26 protein-coding genes are annotated in these 22,689 nt (G+C 62.6%); 16 read left to right on the top strand and 10 right to left on the bottom strand.

Annotated elements, in window-relative coordinates; all coding sequences use genetic code 11:
* Nucleotides 1–131 precede the first annotated feature (131 nt).
* Nucleotides 132–1,103: an ATP-binding protein gene (locus IVB22_RS34245; RefSeq protein WP_247521555.1), complete on the bottom strand. Its 972-nt coding sequence runs from the start codon at nucleotides 1,101–1,103 to the stop codon at nucleotides 132–134.
* 193 nt (nucleotides 1,104–1,296) lie between these two features.
* Between IVB22_RS34245 and yajC the strand changes: the two genes are divergently transcribed.
* From yajC to IVB22_RS34220, 5 genes are read left to right on the top strand one after another with little or no spacing between them, the layout of a single operon-like run.
* Nucleotides 1,297–1,662, top strand: a complete 366-nt coding sequence (yajC, locus tag IVB22_RS34240; protein WP_247521554.1) for a preprotein translocase subunit YajC — start codon at nucleotides 1,297–1,299, stop codon at nucleotides 1,660–1,662.
* 52 nt (nucleotides 1,663–1,714) lie between these two features.
* Nucleotides 1,715–3,313, top strand: a complete 1,599-nt coding sequence (gene secD / locus IVB22_RS34235) for a protein translocase subunit SecD (RefSeq protein ID WP_247521553.1) — start codon at nucleotides 1,715–1,717, stop codon at nucleotides 3,311–3,313.
* A gap of 11 nt (nucleotides 3,314–3,324) precedes the next feature.
* On the top strand, nucleotides 3,325–4,347 hold the full coding sequence (gene secF, locus IVB22_RS34230) for a protein translocase subunit SecF (protein ID WP_247521552.1): 1,023 nt from the start codon (nucleotides 3,325–3,327) through the stop codon (nucleotides 4,345–4,347).
* A gap of 2 nt (nucleotides 4,348–4,349) precedes the next feature.
* Complete coding sequence (locus tag IVB22_RS34225; protein WP_247521551.1) at nucleotides 4,350–4,733, top strand: Mth938-like domain-containing protein; 384 nt, start codon at nucleotides 4,350–4,352, stop codon at nucleotides 4,731–4,733.
* Nucleotides 4,730–5,593, top strand: coding sequence for a phytoene/squalene synthase family protein (locus IVB22_RS34220; protein ID WP_247521550.1), 864 nt, complete (start codon nucleotides 4,730–4,732; stop codon nucleotides 5,591–5,593). The genes IVB22_RS34225 and IVB22_RS34220 overlap by 4 nt, the downstream gene beginning before the upstream one ends.
* A 151-nt stretch (nucleotides 5,594–5,744) precedes the next feature.
* Here the strand turns inward: IVB22_RS34220 and IVB22_RS34215 are convergent, their stop codons facing one another.
* The 3 genes from IVB22_RS34215 to IVB22_RS34205 form a co-directional block, all read right to left on the bottom strand.
* Nucleotides 5,745–6,842 carry a serine/threonine protein kinase gene (locus IVB22_RS34215; RefSeq protein WP_247521549.1) on the bottom strand — a complete coding sequence of 366 codons (1,098 nt, stop codon included), beginning with the start codon at nucleotides 6,840–6,842 and terminating at the stop codon, nucleotides 5,745–5,747.
* Nucleotides 6,843–6,846: 4 nt separating this feature from the next.
* The gene (trmFO, locus tag IVB22_RS34210; protein ID WP_247521548.1) at nucleotides 6,847–8,280 is read right to left on the bottom strand and encodes a methylenetetrahydrofolate--tRNA-(uracil(54)-C(5))-methyltransferase (FADH(2)-oxidizing) TrmFO; all 1,434 of its coding nucleotides are present in this window, start codon (nucleotides 8,278–8,280) and stop codon (nucleotides 6,847–6,849) included.
* 189 nt (nucleotides 8,281–8,469) lie between these two features.
* Nucleotides 8,470–8,622 carry a DUF1127 domain-containing protein gene (locus IVB22_RS34205; RefSeq protein WP_247521547.1) on the bottom strand — a complete coding sequence of 51 codons (153 nt, stop codon included), beginning with the start codon at nucleotides 8,620–8,622 and terminating at the stop codon, nucleotides 8,470–8,472.
* 830 nt (nucleotides 8,623–9,452) lie between these two features.
* On the opposite strand from IVB22_RS34205, the gene IVB22_RS34200 reads away from it, so the two are divergent.
* Entirely contained in the window at nucleotides 9,453–9,716 is a 264-nt protein-coding gene (locus IVB22_RS34200; protein WP_247521546.1) for a hypothetical protein, read from the top strand.
* A 53-nt stretch (nucleotides 9,717–9,769) separates the two neighbouring features.
* Here the strand turns inward: IVB22_RS34200 and IVB22_RS34195 are convergent, their stop codons facing one another.
* Nucleotides 9,770–10,585, bottom strand: a complete 816-nt coding sequence (locus tag IVB22_RS34195; RefSeq protein WP_247521545.1) for a lytic transglycosylase domain-containing protein — start codon at nucleotides 10,583–10,585, stop codon at nucleotides 9,770–9,772.
* Between the two features lie 231 nt (nucleotides 10,586–10,816).
* Complete coding sequence (locus IVB22_RS34190; RefSeq protein ID WP_247521544.1) at nucleotides 10,817–11,728, bottom strand: DUF2189 domain-containing protein; 912 nt, start codon at nucleotides 11,726–11,728, stop codon at nucleotides 10,817–10,819.
* Nucleotides 11,729–12,022: 294 nt separating this feature from the next.
* Here IVB22_RS34190 and IVB22_RS34185 point away from each other — a divergent pair, with 294 nt between their 5' ends.
* Together IVB22_RS34185 and IVB22_RS34180 are read left to right on the top strand one after the other, a co-directional pair.
* Nucleotides 12,023–12,418 (top strand): DUF3597 domain-containing protein, encoded by a 396-nt coding sequence (locus tag IVB22_RS34185; RefSeq protein ID WP_247521543.1) that lies wholly within the window; start codon nucleotides 12,023–12,025, stop codon nucleotides 12,416–12,418.
* Nucleotides 12,419–12,592: 174 nt separating this feature from the next.
* On the top strand, nucleotides 12,593–13,384 hold the full coding sequence (locus tag IVB22_RS34180; protein WP_247521541.1) for a fumarylacetoacetate hydrolase family protein: 792 nt from the start codon (nucleotides 12,593–12,595) through the stop codon (nucleotides 13,382–13,384).
* Between the two features lie 96 nt (nucleotides 13,385–13,480).
* On the opposite strand, the gene IVB22_RS34175 is transcribed toward IVB22_RS34180, so the two are convergent.
* Nucleotides 13,481–13,750 (bottom strand): GNAT family N-acetyltransferase, encoded by a 270-nt coding sequence (locus IVB22_RS34175; RefSeq protein WP_247521540.1) that lies wholly within the window; start codon nucleotides 13,748–13,750, stop codon nucleotides 13,481–13,483.
* Nucleotides 13,751–14,160: 410 nt separating this feature from the next.
* On the opposite strand from IVB22_RS34175, the gene IVB22_RS34170 reads away from it, so the two are divergent.
* Nucleotides 14,161–14,562: an SPW repeat protein gene (locus tag IVB22_RS34170; protein WP_247521539.1), complete on the top strand. Its 402-nt coding sequence runs from the start codon at nucleotides 14,161–14,163 to the stop codon at nucleotides 14,560–14,562.
* A 54-nt stretch (nucleotides 14,563–14,616) separates the two neighbouring features.
* Here the strand turns inward: IVB22_RS34170 and IVB22_RS34165 are convergent, their stop codons facing one another.
* Nucleotides 14,617–15,132 (bottom strand): DUF3828 domain-containing protein, encoded by a 516-nt coding sequence (locus tag IVB22_RS34165; protein WP_247521538.1) that lies wholly within the window; start codon nucleotides 15,130–15,132, stop codon nucleotides 14,617–14,619.
* An 86-nt stretch (nucleotides 15,133–15,218) separates the two neighbouring features.
* Between IVB22_RS34165 and IVB22_RS41470 the strand changes: the two genes are divergently transcribed.
* The 3 genes from IVB22_RS41470 (at nucleotide 15,219) to IVB22_RS34155 (ending at nucleotide 17,948) form a co-directional block, all read left to right on the top strand.
* Nucleotides 15,219–15,347 carry a hypothetical protein gene (locus IVB22_RS41470; RefSeq protein WP_256467493.1) on the top strand — a complete coding sequence of 43 codons (129 nt, stop codon included), beginning with the start codon at nucleotides 15,219–15,221 and terminating at the stop codon, nucleotides 15,345–15,347.
* Nucleotides 15,348–15,458: 111 nt separating this feature from the next.
* The gene (locus tag IVB22_RS34160) at nucleotides 15,459–17,087 is read left to right on the top strand and encodes an acyl-CoA synthetase (protein WP_308200489.1); all 1,629 of its coding nucleotides are present in this window, start codon (nucleotides 15,459–15,461) and stop codon (nucleotides 17,085–17,087) included.
* 3 nt (nucleotides 17,088–17,090) lie between these two features.
* Nucleotides 17,091–17,948 carry a PCC domain-containing protein gene (locus IVB22_RS34155; protein ID WP_247521537.1) on the top strand — a complete coding sequence of 286 codons (858 nt, stop codon included), beginning with the start codon at nucleotides 17,091–17,093 and terminating at the stop codon, nucleotides 17,946–17,948.
* Nucleotides 17,949–18,009: 61 nt separating this feature from the next.
* On the opposite strand, the gene IVB22_RS34150 is transcribed toward IVB22_RS34155, so the two are convergent.
* Nucleotides 18,010–18,672, bottom strand: coding sequence for an outer membrane protein (locus IVB22_RS34150; RefSeq protein WP_247521536.1), 663 nt, complete (start codon nucleotides 18,670–18,672; stop codon nucleotides 18,010–18,012).
* Nucleotides 18,673–19,273: 601 nt separating this feature from the next.
* Nucleotides 19,274–19,597 (bottom strand): hypothetical protein, encoded by a 324-nt coding sequence (locus tag IVB22_RS34145; RefSeq protein WP_247521535.1) that lies wholly within the window; start codon nucleotides 19,595–19,597, stop codon nucleotides 19,274–19,276.
* 80 nt (nucleotides 19,598–19,677) lie between these two features.
* On the opposite strand from IVB22_RS34145, the gene IVB22_RS34140 reads away from it, so the two are divergent.
* From IVB22_RS34140 to IVB22_RS34125, 4 genes are all read left to right on the top strand, one after another.
* Entirely contained in the window at nucleotides 19,678–20,454 is a 777-nt protein-coding gene (locus tag IVB22_RS34140; RefSeq protein WP_247521590.1) for an AAA family ATPase, read from the top strand.
* A 204-nt stretch (nucleotides 20,455–20,658) separates the two neighbouring features.
* Nucleotides 20,659–21,201: an SRPBCC family protein gene (locus IVB22_RS34135; protein WP_247521534.1), complete on the top strand. Its 543-nt coding sequence runs from the start codon at nucleotides 20,659–20,661 to the stop codon at nucleotides 21,199–21,201.
* A 2-nt stretch (nucleotides 21,202–21,203) separates the two neighbouring features.
* Nucleotides 21,204–22,151 (top strand): cytochrome D1 domain-containing protein, encoded by a 948-nt coding sequence (locus IVB22_RS34130; RefSeq protein WP_247521533.1) that lies wholly within the window; start codon nucleotides 21,204–21,206, stop codon nucleotides 22,149–22,151.
* 184 nt (nucleotides 22,152–22,335) lie between these two features.
* Complete coding sequence (locus tag IVB22_RS34125; protein ID WP_247521532.1) at nucleotides 22,336–22,662, top strand: PRC-barrel domain-containing protein; 327 nt, start codon at nucleotides 22,336–22,338, stop codon at nucleotides 22,660–22,662.
* The last annotated feature ends 27 nt before the right edge of the window (nucleotides 22,663–22,689 follow it).

Genomic DNA, 22,689 nt, shown 5'->3' with positions numbered 1-22,689 from the left:
CGCCACACCCACCACTGTCGTCGCCCGGCCTGACCGGGCGATCCAGTATTCCAGAGCACGTGCGATTGAGCCGTGAAGCCGCGGCGTCCCCGCCTTCGCGGGGATGACGCCAGGGGTAGGGCACGACCGCGTCACTTCCCCGAAAGCCTCACACCCAGCCGTCCCGCCAGTTCCTGCGTGAACTGCCAGGCGACGCGGCCCGACCGCGAGCCACGGGTGGTCGACCATTCCAGCGCCTCGCGCTCCAGCTCCTCGTCGCCCATCTCGATGCCGAAATGGCCGCAATAGCCGCGTACCATCGCCAGATATTCGTCCTGGCTGCAGCGATGGAAGCCGAGCCAGAGACCAAAACGGTCCGACAGCGACACCTTCTCCTCGACCGCTTCGCCCGGGTTGATCGCGGTCGAGCGTTCGTTCTCGATCATCTCGCGCGCCAGCAGGTGCCGCCGGTTCGAGGTGGCGTAGAGGATGACGTTGTCGGGACGTCCCTCGATACCGCCTTCCAGCACCGCCTTCAGCGACTTGTAGGAAGCGTCGTTGCCGTCGAAAGAGAGGTCGTCGCAGAACACGATGAAGCGGAAATCGGAGCTGCGCAGGAGATCCATCAGGCCCGGCAGGCTCTCGATATCCTCGCGGTGGATCTCGATCAGCTTCAGCCGGTCGGCCGGTTTGCGGTCGATGTTGATATTGGCGTGAGTTGCCTTCACCAGCGAGGATTTGCCCATGCCGCGGGCGCCCCAGAGCAGCGCGTTGTTGGCGGGCAGGCCGTCGGCGAAGCGTTCGGTGTTTTCGATCAGGATATCCCGCATCCGGTCGATACCCCTGAGCAGGCCGAGGTCGACGCGGCTGACGCGCGGCACCGGCGAAAGGCGTCCGTCCGGATGCCAGACAAAGGCGTCGGCGGAGCCGAACGACTCAGCGGTCCCACCCGCCGGAGAGGCTGCGGAAAGGTGACCGGCGATAGCTTCCAGTGCCGTGGCGATCCGCTCGGCCGTGGCACCGTTAAGGCTGTTTGCCGGACGTTTTGTCGCGGTTTTTGCAATGGCTCGCGAGGCTGCTTTGGGGGTGGCGCGAGCCGTTGTTTTCTTGGCTTTTTTGGACATTTTTGCAGTTCCTGACCGCGCAGCCTTATCGGGCCTTGGATGGTCCCGCAAGCGGCCTAAATGAGGGGGCGGGCCACGTTGCAATTGGGCCCGCCGCCGCTATAGTCCGCGCGAATTTGCCCGAACCGGCGACGTGCCCAAGCCCTATGCCCAGGCATGGCCGGTTCTTTCCCGTCTCACGAGGATTGTTCGAATGCTGATTACCCCTGCGTACGCCCAGGCTGCAGCCGGTGGCGATGCCAACAGCATGTTGATGTCGTTGCTGCCGTTCGCGCTGATCTTCGTGATCATGTATTTCCTGATTCTGCGCCCGCAGCAGAAAAAGGTGAAGGATCATCAGGAACTCGTGAAGAATATCCGCCGCGGCGACACGGTGGTGACCTCGGGCGGCCTCGTCGGCAAGGTGACCAAGGTTGTCGATGACGACCAGATCGAGTTCGAGATTTCGGACGGTGTCCGCGTGCGGCAGATGCGGCAGATGATTTCCGGCGTCCGCGCCAAGGGCGAGCCGGCCAAGGAAAAAGCTGAAACCGCCAAGGACGAGACGTCCGCGAGCTGATTTACGCGCCGCAACCGCGGCGCATTTTTCCTGGGTCTGACGGGTCTACTCGATGTTGTATTTCACGCGGTGGAAGGCGCTGGCGATCATTATGACGGCGCTCGTCGTCTGCCTGTTCGCCGTTCCGAATTTCTTCCCCCAGGACAAGGTGAAGACCTGGCCGCTCTGGGCGCAGCGCCACATCGTGCTCGGCCTCGATCTGCAGGGCGGTTCCTACCTGCTGCTCGAAGTCGATTCCAACTATGTGAAGAAGGAAAAGCTCGATCAGGTGCGCGACGAAGTCCGCCGCGTGCTGCGTGATGCCAAGATCGGCTATACCGGCCTTGCCGTCCGCGGCGACGCCGCCGAAGTCCGCGTCAAGGAGAGTGATCAGCAGGCGGCCCTCACCAAGCTGCGCGAGCTGTCGCAGCCGCTTGGCGGTCTGCTCGGCTCCTCAGGGCAGCGCAGCCTCGAAGTCTCGGATGCCGGCGGCGGCCTGATCCGCCTCACGGTGCCGCAAGCCGCCATTACCGAGCGCATACGGCAAACGATCGAACAGTCGATCCAGATCGTCGAGCGCCGTATCAACCAGTTGGGCACTGTCGAGCCTCTGATCCAGCGGCAAGGCACCGATCGTATCCTGGTCCAGGTGCCGGGTTTGCAGGATCCAACCGAGTTGAAGCGCATCCTCGGCCAGACCGCCAAGATGGAATTCCGCATGGTCGATCCGTCGGTCTCGCCGGATCAGGTGCAACAGGGACGGGTGCCGGCCGATTCGGAAGTTCTGATGAGCGAGCAATCGCCGAAGGTGCCCTACCTCATCAAGAGGCAGGTACTGGTATCGGGCGGCGATCTCACCGACGCGCAGCCGGGCTTCGACCAGCGCACCAACGAGCCGATCGTGAGCTTCAAGTTCAATAGTTCGGGCTCGCGCAAATTCGCGCAAGCGACGTCGGAGAACGTCGGGCAACCCTTTGCCATCATCCTCGACAACAAGGTGATCTCTGCCCCCGTGATCCGCGAGCCGATCACCGGCGGGCAAGGCCAGATTTCCGGCAGCTTCACGGTGCAGCAGGCCAACGAGCTGGCGCTGCTGCTCCGCGCCGGCGCGCTGCCGGCGCCGCTGACCGTGATCGAGGAACGCACCGTTGGTCCCGGTCTTGGCCAGGATTCAATCGAGAAGGGCAAACTCGCGGCTTACGTCGGCTCGATCCTGGTCGTCGCGTTCATGCTTTTGACCTACCGGCTGTTCGGCGTGTTCGCCAATATCGCGGTTGCCATCAACGTCGCGATGATCTTCGGCATTCTGTCGCTGCTGAATGCTACCCTGACGCTGCCCGGCATCGCCGGCATCGTGCTGACCGTTGGTATCGCGGTCGATTCCAACGTGCTGATCTACGAGCGCATCCGTGAGGAACTGCGCGGCGGGCGCAATGCGATTTCGGCGATTGATGCCGGATTCAGGCGCGCACTGGCGACTATTCTGGACTCCAATATCACTACCTTCATCGCCGCCGCGGTGCTGTTCTATATCGGCACCGGTCCGGTCCGCGGATTCGCCGTCACGCTCGGCATCGGCATCATCACCACGGTCTTTACAGCGTTTACGCTCACCAGCCTGATCGTCGCCGGCTGGGTGCGGTGGAAGCGGCCCAAAACCGTGCCGATCTAGGAATCTGGTTTGTGACTGAATACGTTCTCATTGGACTTGGCATTCTGATTATCGTGCTGACCGTGGTCAGCGTGCTGGACCTGTTGCCGCCCTTGCGCATCGTCCCTGACGTCACGCATTTCGATTTCACGCGCTTTCGTCGCATCAGCTTCCCGATCTCCGCGGCTCTTTCGATCCTCGCGATCGTGCTGTTTTTCACCCACGGGCTGAATTTCGGCATCGACTTCAAGGGCGGCACGCTGCTTGAGGTGCAGTCCAAGTCCGGTTCCTCCGACATCGGCGCAATGCGCGCGTCACTGAGCAATCTCGGGCTCGGCGACATTCAGTTGCAGCAGTTCGGCGGCCCGGCCGACGTACTGATACGCGTAGCCGAACAGCCCGGGGGAGACGCCGCGCAGCAGGTAGCGGTGCAGAAGGTCCGCGGTGCGCTCGGCGACACCGTGGAATATCGCCGCGTCGAAGTGGTGGGGCCGCGCGTCTCCGGCGAATTGCTGGCTTACGGCATGCTCGGCATGATGCTCGCGATTTTCTCAATCCTGATCTATCTCTGGTTCCGGTTCGAATGGCAGTTCGCGCTCGGCGCCATGATCGCCAACGTCCACGATATCGTGTTGACGATCGGCTTCATGTCGATCTCGCAGGTCGATTTCGACCTCACGAGTATTGCCGCGTTATTGACGATTCTCGGTTACTCCCTGAACGATACGGTCGTGATCTACGATCGCATCCGGGAAATGCTGCGGCGTTACAAGAAAATGCCGATGCCGCAACTGCTGAACGAATCCATCAATTCGACCCTGTCGCGCTCGATCATCACCCACGTCACGGTGACGCTGGCGTTGCTGGCGCTGTTGTTGTTCGGTGGACACGCGATCCACAGCTTTACGGCCGTCATGGTGTTCGGCGCGCTGCTGGTTGGCACCTACACCTCGATCTTCATCGCGGCGCCGATCCTGATTTATCTCGGCGTCGGTGAGCACCGCGACGCGCCGGATACGCCTGCGAAGAAGCCGGATACGCCGGCAAAGAAGTAGTCATGGCCACATCCTCGGACGCTCCGCATCTTCCGAGGTCGGCGCCGATCGAAGCCTACGGCAAGGGTGGCTTCGCCTTCGCCGACATGTCGCATCGCGGCTCGCTGTTGTGCCTGCCGGATGCGATCTGGACCTGGCAGGTGACCAGGCCTGCGGAGATCGACGAATATTCGCTTGCGCGCGTATTCAAGGCCGCCAATTCCATCGACACGCTGATCGTCGGCACCGGCACTGAAGTCTGGGTGCCGCCGCGGGGCCTTCGTGAGGCGCTGCGCGCCGTGCGCGTGGTGCTCGATGCGATGCAGACCGGACCTGCGATCCGCACCTACAACATCATGCTGGGCGAGCGCCGGCGGGTCGCGGCGGCGTTGATCGCGGTGCCATGAGCGGGGCGGCGACGTCGAAGGATTCCGCCGCGTTCTGCGCCGATCTGGTGCGCACGCACGACTTCGCCCGCTACGCATCGACGCTGTTTCTTCCGGCGAGCCAGCGCCGCGCGCTGCTGTCGGTCTACGCCTTCAATGTCGAGATATCGCGCGTGCGCGAGCAGGTCAGCCAGCCGTTGCCGGGCGAAATACGGCTGCAATGGTGGACCGACATGCTGGAAGGCGCCGGCCATGGCGGCGTCGAAGGCAATCCGGTCGCGGCCGAACTGCTGCAGACCATCGGCGAATTCCGCCTGCCGGTTGAGCCGCTGTCGCGGCTGATCGAGGAGCATCAGTTCGACCTCTACAACGATCCGATGCCGTCGATGGCGGCGCTGGAAGGCTATGTCACCGACACCTCCTCGGTGCTGTTCTCGCTCGGCGCGCGGATCGTAACGCCGCCATCGGCCGTGATCGACCATATCGCGCGCCATGCCGGGCTGGCCCAAGGCATGGCGCATGTCATCGCAGCGCTGCCGCTCGATGCCGCGCGGCGGCAACTGCTCCTGCCGCTGCAGTTGCTGCAGCAACACGGCAGCGGGATGGAGCAAGTTTTTTCCGGCAAGCAGACACCAAATGCGCGCGCCGCGATCGATCAATTGGTGGGAGACGCCCGAAAGCATCTCGGCACGGCCTTCGAGCTGCTCTCACACGTGCCGCCGCAGGTGCGGCCGGTGTTCCTGCCGCTGGCGCTGGTCCGCCACGATCTGAAGCGCATGTCGCGTGCGGACGTCGATCCTTTCGTGCCGTACACGACGTCGCGGTTGCAGACCTTGTGGACGTTGTGGCGGGCGTCGCGATCGCGGGAGTTCGGCGGGTAGCGAAGCTCAGACCGTCATTGCGGCAAGAATCGTAGGGTGGGCAAAGCGGAGCGTGCCCACCATCTGCAGATCAGGATGACGCTTGATGGTGGGCACGGCACTGCGTGCCTTTGCCCACCCTACGATTTCTGCCGCAATGACGCTGGAGTACCTAACGCGAGTTCAACTCGCTGCTCTCGAAATTGAACCGGTCCCGCAAATTCTTGCGGCTCTCCAGAATGTCTTTCAGGAACGCGCGGTCGACCTCGCTCGTGATCAGCGGCTCGATCAGGTCGAGCTGGTTCATCGCGACGAGTTGCAGAATCTCGGTGCGCGGCTTGCCGGCGGCATCGCGCGGCAAGGCGTGCACCACCTGGATATGCTCCGGTGGCTTGACGCCCTTGGCAGAGGACAGTTCGCTGCGCAACTGCTTTTCCAGCGCGACATTGTCGGCCTCGACAAAAGCGTACAGCCCCACGCCGGTGCGGCGGTCGGCGAATGCGACAATGGCGGTGTCGCGCACGTCAGGGTTCTTCCTAATCAGGTCGATCAGGACGGGCGCGTCGTTGACCAGCCGGCGGCCGCCACCTTCGCGATCGGTGAAGTTGAACAGGCCGCGAGTGACGGCCTGGTAGACCTTCTTGCCGGTCTTGAGCCAGATGCTGGCGACCAAGGATTTGCGCGCGAGAATCTTGCGCTCCATCGGGGTCAGCGCCTGTGGCGCATAGCTGCGTTTGTGCTTCAGCAGATGGCGCAAATCCTCATAGGCCGCGATCCGGAACAGGCGGCTTCTTGTCTTGAAGCAGGCCGCCAGTTGAAAATCGGTCACATAGGCGCGGCCATCGCTGCCGCGCAGCCAGTTCTGCTCCTTGGCTAGATCGTTATGGCAGATGCCGGCGCGGTGCAGCTTGCGCAGGGCCAGCTTGGCGGAGCGGAAATAGGCGAGCTCGCCATGGGGCTTGGCCAGATGCAGCGCGACGCCGTCGATGAAGCCGCGCACCAGCGCATTTCGGCCGGCCCAGAGCAGTTTCGGGCCAACGTCGAGATCGCGCGCCAGCGTCAGCGCGCGGCGTTCGCGGGCAAACAGATGGCGGGCGAGCGGGTAGGACCACAGCGGCACCTGATCGAGCCGGCGCAGCACCGCGTCGACCTCGCCGGCATCATCGCGAAACCGGCCGCGTTCGACGGTCGAGAACACGTCGCGCTTCAGCAGCACGCCTTCGGTCCATCGCGCCGACAGAATGGCGGCGTCATCTTTCGGCAAGCTCATGGTGTTACGCCGCCGCCGCTACACGAAGATGATCGGCGATCCAGCGATCGAGATCGGTGAGCGCCCGGGCGCTGAGCGCCTGCTTCTTGGCAACCGTCTTCTCATTGCCGCGCAGCCGCGTGCCATCCGCTTTCTTGGTCGGCAAGCTCGCAAGCGGCGGGAACAGACCGAAATTGATATTCATCGGTTGGAATGAGCGCGTTCCGGCCTCTGACGTCTCGATATGGCCCCCGGTAATATGCCCGAGCAGCGAGCCCAGCGCCGTGGTCACGGGCGGCGGTTCGAGCGACTGCGCCCGCGCGTTTGCCGCGGCGTAGAGGCCTGCGATCAGGCCGATGCTGGCGGATTCCACATAGCCCTCGCAGCCGGTCATCTGGCCGGCGAAGCGCAGCCGCGGCTGTGCGCGCAAGCGCAACTGCCCATCGAGGAGTTTTGGCGAGTTCAGGAAGGTGTTGCGGTGCAGGCCGCCGAGCCGGGCGAATTCGGCGTTCTCGAGGCCCGGAATGGTGCGGAACACGCGCTGCTGCGCGCCATAGTTCAGCTTGGTCTGGAAACCGACGATGTTGTAGAGCGTGCCGAGCTTGTTGTCCTGCCGCAGCTGCACGATGGCGTAGGGCTTGACGGTCGGGTTGTGCGGATTGGTCAGCCCGACCGGCTTCATCGGTCCGTGCCGCAGCGTCTCGTGGCCGCGCTCGGCCATCACTTCGACCGGCAGGCAGCCGTCGAAATAGGGCGTGTTGGTCTCCCAATCCTTGAAATCCACCTTCTCGCCGGCCAGGAGCGCGGCGACAAAGGCGTCATACTGCTCTTTCGTCATCGGGCAGTTGATGTAATCGGCGCCGGTGCCGCCGGGCCCGACCTTGTCGTAACGCGACTGAAACCACGCCACCGACATGTCGATGGAATCCTTGTGCACGATCGGGGCGATCGCATCGAAGAACGCCAGCGCGTTCTCATCCGTCAGCTCGCGAATCGCCTCGGCCAGCGACGCCGAGGTGAGGGGGCCGGTCGCGACGATCGCATTGCTCCATTCGGCAGGCGGCAGACCGGCGATTTCGGCGCGGTCGATTTCGATCAGGGGATGGTCGTGCAGGGCGCGGGTGACGGCTGCGGAGAATCCATCGCGGTCAACCGCCAGCGCCCCGCCCGCGGGCACCTGATTGGAATCGGCGCAGCGCATGATCAGCGAGCCCAGCCGGCGCATCTCGGCATGCAGCAGGCCGACGGCGTTGTTGGCGGCGTCGTCCGAGCGGAACGAATTGGAGCAGACGAGTTCGGCGAGGCCCTCGGTGCGGTGCGCCTCGGTCATCCGCAACGGGCGCATCTCATGCAGGACGACGCGAACGCCCGCATTGGCGACCTGCCAGGCGGCTTCCGAACCGGCTAGACCGCCGCCAATCACATGGACGGTGTCAGTTTGGGGAGTTGAGGAAATCATGCGCGCAGGGTTAGCGCGTTTTCAGGTCTAGTGCACCTACCATAGCGTTTTCGAGCAAAGCATGCCCTCGGACTCAATCCGTGGGTGGAATGCCGGTTCGCGTGAAGAAAACGCGTCAAACCAAAGACTGGAAACGACAACGCCCGCAGCGGGGCGGGCGTTATCCGTTCGTCAGGCGGCTGAAAAAAATCAGGCCGTATAGGTCCCGGCGGCAACACGCGGAATGTCCGAACGATCGAGCCCGATATCGGCCAGTTCGCGATCGCTGAGCTGGGACAGTTCGCTGACATTGCGCTGATAATCCCGGAACGCCTGGATCATGCGGATGAGCGAGAGTAACATCGTAGTCTCCTTGCAGTTTCGATTCAGCTCTTGGAGGACGGCTTCATCGTTGAAATGAATATAGACTTAGATACCGCAGTGCAGAAGTTCCGATGTTGCGGTGCAGCTAATCCTAGAACGCATGACTACGGTAGGATCCGCTTAACCTTTGCGCATGGCTGTCGGATCAGGCGACCCGCGTCCTCGCTGGCGTGCCCTGTTCATGCAATTTATGCCGTAAATTTGCGGGTTTTTGTAATTTCAAGATTAACCCTTGCCGTCTGCCAAGTGGCAATCAGGAAGGCTGTACAGAAGTCCGCAAGCGCCGGGTGCGCACGAAATGTGCTTCAAATGACGGTCTTTTTGAAACTTTCTTATGCGCGAATCGCATGCAATCCATCGCTCAGGAATGAATATATATTCATTATTACAGGTCGCGAATTACGCTGAATTCAAGGCTCGGCAGCGACGGCGAATGTGTCTGACAGGCTAATATGTCAACACGGCCCACGCGAAACGGACCATGTGCGCGGGTGCCTTGCGGCGTGTCATGCACGAGGTAGCCCCGACTCATTCGGCCTATCGCTCGTCGTCTGCGTCGCTGGTGCGCTTGCCGCTGTCGACTATCGTTGCGGTGGAATGATTGATAACGCGATCGAAGGCGATCGTCGCAAGACGCGCCTGCCTTCGTTACCAGACCGTAATGAAAAAGCACGATTCCGCATAAGGCCTCTGCGCGCTGCGCTCACAACCTCGCGCGAAGTTCATTCTGAAGTTCTCCCGCTTCGGCGAACAATTGCTTTTGCAGGCAGCAATGACGCTGTCTGTCCAAAAACAAAACGGGAGTTACCATGCTCAACAAATTGCTCGCAGCCATTGCGATAGCTGCCCTGGCATATGCCGTCTCTCCAGCCGACGCCGCGCGAGTAAAAGCGGGCTGCAGCGGCGACAATCTGAGCAAGACTGAAACAATGATCGAGAACATGGCGGACGGCGAGGGCAAGATCGCCGCTCAGAAGGAAATTGCCGCTGCGCAGGATGCCATGCTGAACGGCAAGGCGGGTGCCTGCGCAGCGCATCTGAGCAAGGCGATGCACGTGGGTACTGCGAAGTAGATTGGCCTGCAAAGGGCCGATCGACTTGAGATCGGCCCTTTGAATTGTTCTGTTCAAGGCGCGCGCGAAAGCTGCGTGGCGAAAGAGCCGATGGTCTTCGCGTAGACCTCGCTCTTGTTCCACTCCTTGATCACGGCGAAATTGGCGCTGCCGGGCTCCCAATCCTTGCCCTTTTGCCAGCCATGGCCGGCGAGGAAGTTTGCAGTCGAGGCGAGCACGTCCGGCGGGCTGCGCAGGAGATCGCGACGTCCATTGCCGTCGAAATCGACTGCGAACTTGATGTAGGACGACGGCATGAACTGGGTCTGGCCGATTTCACCGGCCCACGCGCCGCGCATTTCCTGAGGGGCGATATCGCCGCGCTCAACGATGCGAAGCGCATCCATCAACTCGGCCTTGAACATGTCGGTGCGACGGCAATCATAGGCGAGTGTAGCCAGCGCGCGGATAGTCGGGAATTTTCCGATGTTGACACCGTAATCGGTTTCCAGGCCCCAGATCGCCACCAGCACCTCGCCCGGTACGCCATAGGCCTGTTCGATGCGCCCGAGCACCGAGCCGTATTGCTTGAGCATGTTGGCGCCGCGTGCAAGCCGCGGCGGGACCATGCGGCCGGAAAATTCCTCGAAGCTTTGCGTGAAGACCTTTTGCGACTGGTCGCGGGCCAGCACGCTCTTGTCGATGACGACGCCGGTCAGGCCGGTCTGAATTGCGGACGCCGAAATCCCTTTGGTGGCGGCTTCCTTCTTGAAGTCCTCGAGCCAGGCTTCGAACGAGCCGGTACCGCAGGGCGCCGCGAACGAAGGCGCTGCGACTGTCAGCAGCAGCGCGCCCATGGTCAACGCGCGGATGGAAAAGCGAGAGGTCATCGTGTCGTTCGCTCCAAGGTCGATTCGCCATCGACGTTAGTGTCGAAACCACACCGAATGTTCGAAGCAAGAGCGGCCAAAACAAGGCTTCTCATCACGGCTTTGCATGCATTGCTGTCCGGACGGTCAATTCATCGTTAACCTGCCATCCGGGCGCTGCTGCGCATCGCGAATGGCAAACCGCCGGTCAGGTATCGACCGGCGGTCTTTTCAAATCGAGTTCCCTGCACCCTACGCGCTGTTCTTGTGCCGCCAGGGGAACAGATTGGCGGGGAAATCGGCGGCAGGCTTGCGTTCGCGGTGCGCGCGGGGCGGAAGCGGCTGCGGATTGAGTTCCGGCTCAATCGTCTCCCGATAGAGATGCCACGTGGCGTGCCCGAGCAGGGGAATGACGATGGCAAGGCCGAGGAAGGCCGGCAACGATCCCACCACCAGCAGCACCGCGACGATCAATCCCCAGGCTGCCATCGGCACGGGATTGCGTGCACCCGCGCGCAGCGAGGTCACCATCGCATCGCCGGCGCCGGCATGACGGTCGAGCATCAACGGGAACGACACCACGCTGATGCACAGCGCGACGAGGGCGAACAGGAAGCCGACACCGCAGCCGACCACGATCAGCCACCAACCCTGCGGCGTCGTCAGCACACGTTCGGCGAAATCGGAAATACCGGTCGAGCCTGCATAGCCGAACGCGGCGATGTAGATCGCCTGCGCGGTGGTCACCCAGGTCACGAAAAGCGTCAGCAGCAGCACGCCGAGGCCAAGCATCGCACCAAATGACGGCGAGCGCAGCACCTCGAGCGCATCCCAGGCCGTTGCCTGTTCGCCGCGTTGGCGACGACGGCTCATTTCGTAGAGGCCGAGCGCAGCAAACGGGCCGAGCAGGGCAAAGCCGGCGGCGAGCGGAAACAGCAGTGGCAGCACCGAATAGCCATGCACGGCGCGTGCGAGCATCAATCCGAGCACGGGATAGATGATGCACAGGATGATGGCGTGGCTTGGCACGGCTTTGAAATCTTCCCAGCCGAGTTGCAAGGCCCGATGGAGTTCCGATAGGCCGATGGTTCGGATAACGGGCGCGGCGGCGGTGTCTGGTCCGCCCTGCGCCATCGATGTGACATTGCCGTGAGATGTCGCCATGGTCGCTGACTCCCTCGTGGGTCGCATTGTGCGCCAACCGAAAGACGCCAAGCGCCGTTTCATAAAACGATCACGATCAGGCCAGACGCGAAACTGGCCATGTCGCGAACTGAGCTGACAGCGTACCCCCAAACAGGAACAAACGCACTCACGCTTAGGTGAATGTTACATTGGCAAGTCACGTCGGGGTGGTTAAACTCATGAATGATCCCGGCGTGGCGCTGCCGGTCAAACAGTGCCGCTAAAGACTCACCATCTTCAAGTCACCCAGCTACAAGTCATTGGGAGCGAACGATGAGTATTTTCGGAAAAATCATGAGCGGTATCTTCGGCACCAAAGCTGACGCTGCACCGGCCGGCGGCGCAGCTGCCGGCGGCGGCGAGGCGGCGGGCGCTGGATCGTCTGGTGCGGGCGCTGCACCTGCTGCCGCGACCGTCGACGTTGCGCCGATCCTGGACAAGGCGGTGACCGCCAAGGGTGAGAAGCTGGCGTGGCGTACCTCGATCGTCGACCTGATGAAGGCGCTCGACATCGATTCCAGCCTCGCTGCGCGCAAGGATCTCGCGAAGGAGCTCGGCTACACCGGCGACAGCAACGATTCCGCGAGCATGAACATCTGGCTGCACAAGCAGGTCATGGCCAAGCTGGCCGCCAATGGCGGCAAGCTGCCGGCTGATATCAAGCACTGACGCTTCGCCCGGTTCACACATAACCCGGTTCACACATAAGAAGGCCCGCGGCGACGCGGGCCTTCTTTTTTGGTGCAATTGCAATGCAACAACGCGCAAACGGTATCCACTTCGTGGAGAAAACGCTGTAGATGCTGGCGGGACAAGAAGACTCGCAGAACAAGGAGGACGCCAATGAGCAATGTCGATCGCAGGACCATCCTGACAACGGTCGCGCTGGCGCTGGCCGCCGCGGGCGTGGAGGCCGGCACGGCCGCAGCGCAGGCTGGCCCGAAATCGATTTTTCCGGTTGGCACAACGACCATCCCGATCGTGGGTGAGACTGATGTATTTCCGGTGCGGCGGATCTATTGCATCGGGCGAAACTATGCCGCGCATGCGCGCGAAATGGGTTCTGACCCCAATCGCGAGCCGCCATTCTTCTTCCAGAAACCGACCGACGCGATCCAGAACGTCGCGATGGGGAGTGTCGGCGATCACCCCTATCCCTCGCTCACCAAGAACTATCATTACGAGGTCGAACTGGTGGCGGCGCTGAAATCGGGTGGCATCAACATCTCAGCGGACAAGGCGCTCGACCACGTTTACGGCTATGCGCTCGGCCTCGACATGACGCGGCGCGATCTGCAGCGCGCGATGGGCGACGAGAAGAAGCCATGGGAAATCGGCAAGAGCTTCGATCGCTCCGCCGTGCTCGGGCCGATTCACCCCGCAGCCAAGACCGGACATTTCACCAAGGGCGCGATTTCGCTGGCGGTGAATGGCACGGTCAAGCAGAACTCCGATCTGCGAAACATGATCTGGAACGTGGCGGAGCAGATCGCCAAGCTTTCGGAAGCATTCGAACTAAAGGCCGGCGACATCATCTATTCGGGCACGCCGGAAAATGTCGGCCCGGTCGTGAAGGGCGACGTGCTGCTGTGCAAGCTCGACGGCCTGCCGGATATGTCGATCCGGATTACGTGACGGATACGTAGCCCGGATGGAGCGAAGCGAAATCCGGGACTTCTCGCGGCGAGAGACTTATCCCGGATTGCGCTTCGCTCCATCCGGGCTACGGTGTCACCCCATCAGGTCGGCAAATTCCGGGTTTCTGCGTAGATAATCCACGACAAAGCCGCAGCCGGCGATGACCTTGCGTCCGTCGGCGCGGATCAGTTCGAGCGCGCCCCTGACCAGTTCGGAAGCGATGCCACGGCCACGCAGCGCGCGGGGCGTCTCCGTATGGGTGATGATAACAGCCGCGGGCGTGACGCGATAATTCGCGAACGCCACCGCACCGTCGACGTCGAGTTCGAAGCGGTTTTGAGCCTTGTTGTCGCGGACGGCCATGCGGCGATTCCCAAATGATTCACCGTCTCATTTAGGGACGTGAACCCACCGATGCAAACCGGCGACGAAGGGGGGCGACGAAGGGGGAAGGCGCTGCAATACGATCCGGCCGACGCCTATTCCTGGAACAACCGTGGCCAGGCCCAGGATGCGGCTCGGCGATCGAGCGGGCGCGATTGCCGATTTCCGCAAGGCGCTGGAGATCAGTCTGCAACGGCTGGTGCAGCGCAACAGGGGCGCAGGCGGTTTCCGCTCGCGCGATCTTTGCAGGCGAGGCCTTGCAAGGGGTTATGGGGTTCCTACGTCTTTCGGATGACATACGCCGCCGAAGCGGCCGGGTCTGGGTTCGATATCGGAAATGCTGTGATCGCGGCCGCCGACGTATGCCTCTTTTCAAGGGGAGGTTTACTATGTCGGGCTTTGGTTTCTTCAACAAACATCGCACGTGGGAAGACTGGTTCGGCATGCTGCTTGGCGTGCTGATCGTGATATCGCCGTGGTTTCCTTTCTCCAGCCACGATGTGATGGACGCCGAACGCAGCACCATGATCCTCAATACGTTCGTGGTGGGTATGCTGGTCTTCGGCTTGGCCCAGCTCGAATATGTCGCACTGCAGCGCTGGGAGGAGGTGGGCGAGATCGCGCTCGGCCTCTGGCTGATGGCCTCACCATTCGTCCTTGGCTATGCCGGTGACGACGTGCTTCGGGCCTGGCATGTTGCTCTCGGTGCAATCGTCGTCCTGCTAGGCGCGCTTCAGCTCTGGCAGGACTGGCGGTTGAGCGACCAGGAACTGGCCAACCATCCGCAGTAATTTACGATGATGGCCTGCCGGTCCTGCAGGATCGGCAGGCAACCGTTCAAGGTTCTAGTATTTTAGAAAGTCGGTGATTATTGCGCGGAGCGACCACGCTTCGCCGTCCACGGCACCTTTGATCTCATCGATCTTCCATCCGCCGGGCTCACGGACGAAATCATAGCGAATGGTCTGGTCGGCTACCTTCGGCCGCAGCCGCTGGTGGCTGTCGATCGTGACGGCGATGACGGCCTTGTCGGCCTCCTGCTTCTCTGCAGCCACCTTGAATGATTTCACGTCCGGGTCCTGCGAGTTGGTGACGGGATCGAAACCGACCGGCCCGCCATCGCCCTTTCGCGTGCGGGCATCCGCCTTGGCCCAAAGCCCAATCAGCGATTTCGACAGATACTTTGCCTTCGCGGCCTTGGTCTGGATCACAAACGCGCCCCCGCCCTTGCCCTTGGCCACGCGGGTGTAGATCGCGGTGAGGATGCCGGCGGGGTCGTCGGCCGCAAACGCAGGGTGCGGCAAGGTAACGGCCAGCACGGCGGCTGTGCCTGACAATATCAGCTTTCGACGGGTAACCATGGTGATCCCTTAAACCGTTTGCGGGCTTATGGACGGGAGTGCGGAGTTGGCTATGGTGATGCGTGCAACACTTGCCGGGGATTATCATGGCCAATGAAAAAGGCCCCAACATCAAGAAGAAGCAGAAATGCAAGAATTGCGAGGGCAAGGGCTTGCTGAAGAAGGGTGACAGGGTCGTCAAGTGCCAGCGTTGCAAGGGGACGGGCGTACGGTGACGTCGGCCCGCGGCGGATTTGAGCAGGTGCCGGGCTTTCTGCTATCGTTGCCATGAGGTGTTCCATGTCTGTTTTTCGAAGCGTGATGGTTGATTCCCTGTGACTGAAACCGTGACTAATCCCACCCCGCGCGGCGGCCTGGCGCGGATGTCGCGCCGGGTGATGAATCTGGCGCATATGCTGACCCAGAATGCCCGCCGCCATGGCGACCGCATCGGCTTTATCTGGGGCGACAAATCCTGGACCTGGCGCGAGATCGATGGTCACGTCTCCGCGCTGGCGGCGGGCCTCGCCGCGCGGGGCGTCGTCAAGGGCGACCGCATCCTGGTCCATTCCAAGAATTGCGACGAGATGTTCTGGTCGATGTTCGCGGCCTTTCGTCTTGGCGCGGTCTGGGTGCCGACCAATTTTCGCCTGATGCCGGACGAGGTCGCCTATCTCGCCACCGCCTCCGGCGCGAAGGCTTTCTTGTGCCATGGCGATTTTCCGGATCACGCCACGGCGGCCGCCAATCCGGCGCTGGAATTCATCTGGCGGATCGGCGAGGGGACGTTTGGCGAGCGGGCGGTGAGCGAGGCGATCGCGTCGCAGGCCGGCGCCAGGGTCGAGAATGCGGCGGTCGACTACGACGATCCCTGCTGGTTCTTCTTCACCTCGGGCACCACCGGCCGCTCCAAGGCGGCGGTCCTCACCCATGGCCAGATGGCCTTCGTCGTCACCAATCATCTCGCCGACCTGATGCCGGGCACGACGGAGACCGATGCCTCGCTGGTGGTCGCGCCGTTGTCGCACGGCGCCGGCGTGCACCAGCTCGTGCAGGCCGCGCGCGGCGTGCCGACCATCCTGCTGCCCTCGGAGAAATTCGATATCACCGAAGCGTTCCGGTTGATCGAGGCGCACCGCGTCAGCAACATTTTTACGGTGCCGACCATTTTGAAGATGATGGTCGAGCATCCCGCAGTCGATAAATTCGATCACTCCTCGCTGCGCTTCGTGATCTATGCCGGTGCACCTATGTATCGCGAGGACCAGAAGGCGGCGCTCGCCAAGCTCGGCCCGGTGCTGGTGCAGTATTTCGGTCTCGGCGAGGTTACCGGCAACATCACGGTGATGCCGGCCAGCCTGCACGACCCTGAGGACGGCCCGCAGGCTCGCATCGGCACCTGCGGCTTCGAGCGCACGGGCATGCAGGTCTCGATCCAGGGCGACGACGGGCGCGAGCTCAAGCCCTTCGAGACCGGCGAGATCTGCGTGGTTGGTCCCGCCGTGTTCGCCGGCTACTACGACAACCCCGAGGCCAACGCGAAGGCGTTTCGCGACGGCTGGTTTCGTACCGGCGATCTCGGCCACATGGACGAGGAGGGATTCGTTTATATCACCGGCCGCGCCTCGGACATGTACATCTCCGGCGGCTCCAACATCTATCCGCGTGAGGTCGAGGAGAAGATTCTCACGCACCCGGCGATCGGCGAGGTCGCCGTTCTCGGTGTGCCCGACCCGTTCTGGGGCGAGGTCGGCGTTGCCGTCTGCGTCGCACGCGAAGGCGCGGCCGCGGTGGGCGAGGCGGAGCTGGCCGCGTTCCTGGCGCCGAAGGTGCCGCGCTACAAGATGCCGAAGCGCTTCTTCTTCTGGGAGGCGCTGCCGAAATCCGGCTACGGCAAGATTCCGAAGCGGCTGGTCCGCGATGAACTCGAGGCGCGAGGGTTGCTTGAGCTCGTTGCGAAGTCGACGGGTACCTGAGGGATGCGCAGCATTGACCAGCCCGGCGCGGCGGTGCCCGAACGCATCCAATGGGTCGAGGCGCGGGGCCGGGCGTTTTCATTCACGCTTGCCGCCGGCCTGCCGCTGCTGGAGGCCGCGCGCCGCGGCTTTGCGGAAGCTGGATTCTCAGGTGGCGTGTTGAGCATGCGGGGAGGGGCGCTTGGGCCGTTCGCCTATGTGATGCCGGCGCTGTCGAAGACCGGCGCCAATGCGGCGTTCTACAGCGACACCTTTCGGCCCTCCGGCATTACGCGGCTCAAGCTCGGCGCGATGACGCTCGGCGAGCGCGATGGTGCACCGTTCTTCCATTGCCATGGGCTGTGGACTGAGGCCGACGGACATCTGCACGGCGGCCACATTCTGCCCGAGGAGAGCATCGTCGCCGAATCGTTCGCGGTAGAAGCGTTCGGCATCGACGGCGCGATGTTTGTGGCCGAGCCCGATGCCGAGACCAATTTCAAGTTGTTCGGTCCCGTCGCGCGCGCTGGCACGGATGTGAAGGCCGAGCGCCGCGCCTTCGCGCTGCGGCTACGACCGAATCAGGATTTTGCCGCGGCGCTGGAGACCTTCTGCCGGCAGCACGGAATCCTGCGCGCGCGGATTCACGGCGGCGTCGGTTCCACCATTGGCGCGCATTTCACCGATGGGCGGAGTGTCGTGCCGTTTGCGACCGAACTCGCGATCAAGGCCGGCACCGTCGCATCCAGCGCTGATGGCACGCTGCAGGCGGAGCTCGACGTCGCGCTGGTCGATTATCTCGGCGGCATCGCCGAAGGCCGGCTGATGCGCGGCGACAATCCGGTGCTGATGACGATGGAGCTGGTGCTCGAGGTTGTGTGAGCCCAGAGTGAGGGCCCGTAGGGTGGGCACGCTACGCTTTGCCCACCCTACAGTTCTCGACTTACCTGAAGTGATAGTTCACCCCGACCTTGATGGTGTGGAAGTCGATGGTGCCGGAGTCAAACAGCTCGCCGCCCAGATTGTAGGTCTTGCCGCCGAGGCTGGTGTACATGTATTCGCCCTTGGCCGACCAGTTCGGCGTGAACAAATATTCGAGGCCGCCGCCGATGGTGTATCCAGTGTGAGACTGGCTATCCGAAATCGACACGCCGAACGCTGGCACTGAAACGGAGTCCTTTCTGTTGGCCCACGCATAACCGCCCTTGGCGTAGATGAGGGCCGCATCCAATGCGAAGCCCGCGCGGCCGGTCACGCTGCCGAACGAGTTGATCTTGAGCTCCTCCGTGGCCACGATGCCGAAGCCGTCGTCTAGGGTGAGGCTGTCCTTGATGCTGGCGCCGGCGGCGTCGACTTCGAGACCGAAAACGAACTGACTGCCTGGGAATTGCCAGTTGTAGCCGATAGTGCCGCCGCCGAAGCCGCCGCTGGCATCCCCGCTGTCCCAGCCATAGCCGCCCATCGCGCCGATATAGAAGCCGGACCAGTTATACGCCGCAACCACAGCCGCCGGGGGCGCTTTGGAATAGGGCCGCGCCCGCATGTCGGCGGCCGAGGCCGCGGTCGCGACCGAGAGGGCCACACCAGCTAGAAGTAGTTGTTTCATTTCTTGTCCCCTAAAGTTGAACATTCGTATAACCCCCTGCGGGCTCGATAGCGAACCGATCGCACCGGCATGGTGACGTATCGTTTGTGAAAGCGGGCGCGAACGCGCCCCCGAAGAGCCGTCTGCAAGCGACGTTTGCGCGGATGTGAGAACGTTCGCTTGCGGGTTAACCATACGTTGCGTATGCCGGCGAAAATTGGACCGAAGCGCGTCCGCGCATTGGCGCGGGCAGGTTGCTATTTCGACAGCAGTGCGGCGGCGTGTGGCGCGTGATGTGTTCTCGATCTGCGAGAGAGCTGTGACTGTGTTCGTGCGATTGAGGTCGTTACGCGCGCGTGTGCGGGTGTTTAGTATGCGCGGCGGCCTCTCCACGTCATTGCGAGCGAAGCGAAGCAATCCACTCTTTCTTTGCGGCGGCGCATGGATTGCTTCGCTTCGCTCGCAATGAATAGAGGGCGCAGCGCAAACAAAAACGCACACGAGCATACAGGTTCAGCGAAAACACTCCGGCCTCCCCTGCGCAATGGCTTTACGGCTTGGCGCAGCGCCCCAGACGGCATTTGGCGGTCCAAACGGTCTAGCCCTCCTGCGCAGCGTCGCTTCAACGCCGCTTGCGGACGTGAACGTTGATATCGAGATCGATATCGCTGACGCAGGTCTGCGTCGTGCGATGCGACCCGCCCTCATGCCAACGGCCTTGGCGCGCACAGGCATTGCTGACGTTGGCCAGCTTCAGGCACCGCCACTGCGGCAGCGGCCCTGAGCTCTCGCCGCCGAACTGCCAGGCCAGAACGACTTCGTCGCCACGCTTGTTGGTCCCGATGATGTGCGGACATAGTTCGCGGAGGCGGCCGTCGTAGCGGCAGACGATCTGCTGCTCGCCGAGGATGGCGTTGCGGAAGAGGGTGTAGGTGGCGCTTTGCATGGCGGGCGTGCCATCTAGGATTGTACGACTTTCCCTGTATAACCGTGTCGAACCACTTTGTTTCCCCGGGATCCGAGCCAATGGCTTCCAAACGAAATCGCCCAATCAACCTGCCGGCGCCATATCTCAAGCGCATCTGGCTCGAGCCATCGCGGATCACCAACCGCGAGGCCTATCCGTTCTGCTTGCCCTTGCTGCGCGATGATTTCGAGCTGAGTTTCGACCGGGCGATCACGATCATCGTCGGCGAGAATGGCACCGGCAAATCCACCTTGCTCGAGGGCATCGCCGTGCTCGCCGGCTATGACGAAGCCGGCGGCGGCAAGGGGTACATGACGGTCGACCACTCATGGGCGTTGGAAAAAATGGGAGGCCGATTGTCCAGCGCGTTGCGGGCGAGCTGGCTACCCAAAATCACCAATGGCTGGTTTTTCCGTGCCGAAAGCTTTTTCTCGGTTGCCCGATACTTAGACGAGATGGCCCAGAAATATCCAATGGGAGGAGGCCCTCCGCCGGACTTCCTGTCCCATTCTCACGGTGAAGGGTTTTTGCGTTTCTTCGAGGAGCGTTGCCAGAAACAGGGCATCTTTATTTTCGACGAACCGGAATCCGCGCTGTCGCCCGCGCGCCAGATCGAGTTTTTGAAGCTGATACGGCGGATGGAGAATATCGGCCATTGCCAGATCATCATGGCCACGCACTCGCCGATGCTGATGGCGTATCCGAACGCGACGCTGTTGCGGCTGACGAAGTACGGGCTGGAGCCAGTGACGGTGAAGGAGACCGATCACTACAAGGTCATGCGGGAATTTTGCCAGGACCCGGCGGGGTTTGTGGAAGCGGCGATGGAGGAGTGAGCACGTAGGTGGGTAGAGCGAAGCGAAACCCGCCATTTCAAGAAGTGATGGGTATCGCTTCGCTCCACCTATCCTACGGTATTATCCGACGCAACCCGCGCGTCCAGGCGTTGCCACAAACCAGCCTCCTTTGGTCTGAAAATGCGTTACGGTAACGCCGCTGCGCGGCTAGCGCGGGCCAACAAGACACAGTGAGGAAGCGACATGAGGACGACGCTCGCGAGGGTGGGGGCCGTGGTGGCGGCGCTGGCAGTGATAGGCGCAGCCTGGGCGCATGGGCCGACCCGCCAGAAGGTGCGGGAATCGATCGAGATCAATGCGCCGCCGGCCAAGGTGTGGGCCGCGATCGGCAATTTTCAGGACATGAGCTGGCTGCCGCCGGTCAGCAAGACCGCGGGCGACAAAGGCAACGCGATCGAGGCCACGCGGCGGTTGACGCTGGCTGATGGTGCGACCGTCGATGAGGAACTCTACAAATACGATGCCGAGAAGATGACCTATTCGTACCGGATCACCGCCGTGGATGTGAAGGTGCTGCCGGTCACCAACTATTCGTCCACCCTGACCGTAACCCCCAGCGCCGACGGCAAGGGCAGCAGCCTGGAGTGGGCCGGCGCGTTCTATCGCGGCTTTCCGAACAACGATCCGCCGCCGGAGCTGAGCGACCAGGCCGCCGTGAAGGCGGTGAGCGGGCTTTATCGCGCGGGCCTCGAGGCGCTGAAGAAGAAGGTCGAAAGCGGAAGCTGATCGTGCGGCCGATCGCTCTGGCGGCGCTCGTCGCCAGCATCGGTACCGCCTGGACCGGGCAGGCGTGGGCCGAGGAAGCCTTCGTCACCAATCAGCTCAGCGAAAACCTGACGGTCGTGGATCTCACATCCTTGCAGCCGGTCGCAACCATCGCGATTGGCGGCAAGCCCGCGGGCGTCGCCATCACGCCGGATGGACGCTTCGCCTATGTGACGAGCCCCGACGCCAAGGCGCTGACGGTGATCGATGCCGCCGCACGCCGGGTCGTAGGCAGGATCAACACCGGCGGTGGTCCGCTCGGTGTCGCAGTGGCGCCGGATGGCGCCACCGTCTACGTGGCCGACTGGTACGCCGCGGCGGTGCGGGTGATCGATCCGGTAGCGCAGCGCGTGATCGCCGATATCGCGGTCGGCGCCTCGCCGTCGGGCCTCGCGGTGACGCCGGACGGGCGGCTCCTGCTCTCGGCGGACCGCGACGCCGACAGCGTGTCCGTCATCGACACCGCGACGCGCCAGCGGCGGGCCACGATCAAGGTCGGAGAGCGCCCGTTTGGCATGACCATCGATGCCGAGGGCCGGCGCGCCTACACCGCCAATGTCGGCTCGAACGACGTGTCCGTGATCGATATCGCCAAGAACAGCGAGATCGGGCGCGTGAAGACGGGCCTGCGCCCCTATGCGGTCGCACTCGCGCAAGGGCGCGGCTTCGTCACCGACCAGTATGACGGCACCGTCAGCGTGTTCGATCTCATAACGCTGGCGCCGGTCAAGCGCGTCAAGGTCGGCGATTACCCGGAAGGGATCGCGGCGACGACGGACGGCCGGCGCATCATCGTGGCGAACTGGGAAAGCAACTCGATCAGCGTGATCGATGCGACCGAGCTGAAGGTGACCGGCGAGATCAAGGTCGGCGACGGGCCCCGCGCGTTCGGGACGTTTCTGCGGCGGTAGAGGCCGTAGGATGGGTGGAGCGCGAAGCGATACCATCCTCCCTCCGCGCGCGGGATTGATGGGTTTCGCTGCGCTCTACCCATCCTACATGCGTCCGTGCGCCGCGGCGACCGGACACCGCACATGCCGGGCCCGCCTGTGCTATAATGCCAAGGAGAAAACAGACAAAAACGGGGAGGACGCCATGCCTCATACCCTGGTGCCCAGTGATCGCGTCGAGCACGTGAGCGTCTACGGGCGCGACGGCACAAGGCTCGGCTTCATCGAACGCCTGATGCTCGACAAGGCCAGCGGAACGGTAGCCTACGCCGTCATCAAGACCGGAGGGCTGCTCGGCAGCCACCACCATTGTCCGATCCGGTGGGACGCCCTCAGATTCGATCCCGCGCGTCAGGCCTACCAAACCGATGTGACGCCGGAAGATCTGCGCGCCGGCCCGTCCGAACTCGATGAAGAATCCTTCGACTGGGGCGACCGCTCGCGCCCGCATCCGCATTATTGGACGGTGTAGCGGGCGATCGCGGAGTAAGGGTTTAGG

It is taken from the genome of Bradyrhizobium sp. 190, assembly GCF_023073415.1.
Taxonomy (GTDB): domain Bacteria; phylum Pseudomonadota; class Alphaproteobacteria; order Rhizobiales; family Xanthobacteraceae; genus Bradyrhizobium.
Note: the sequence above shows the minus strand (reverse complement) of the source record. Positions and strands in the feature narration are given on the sequence as shown.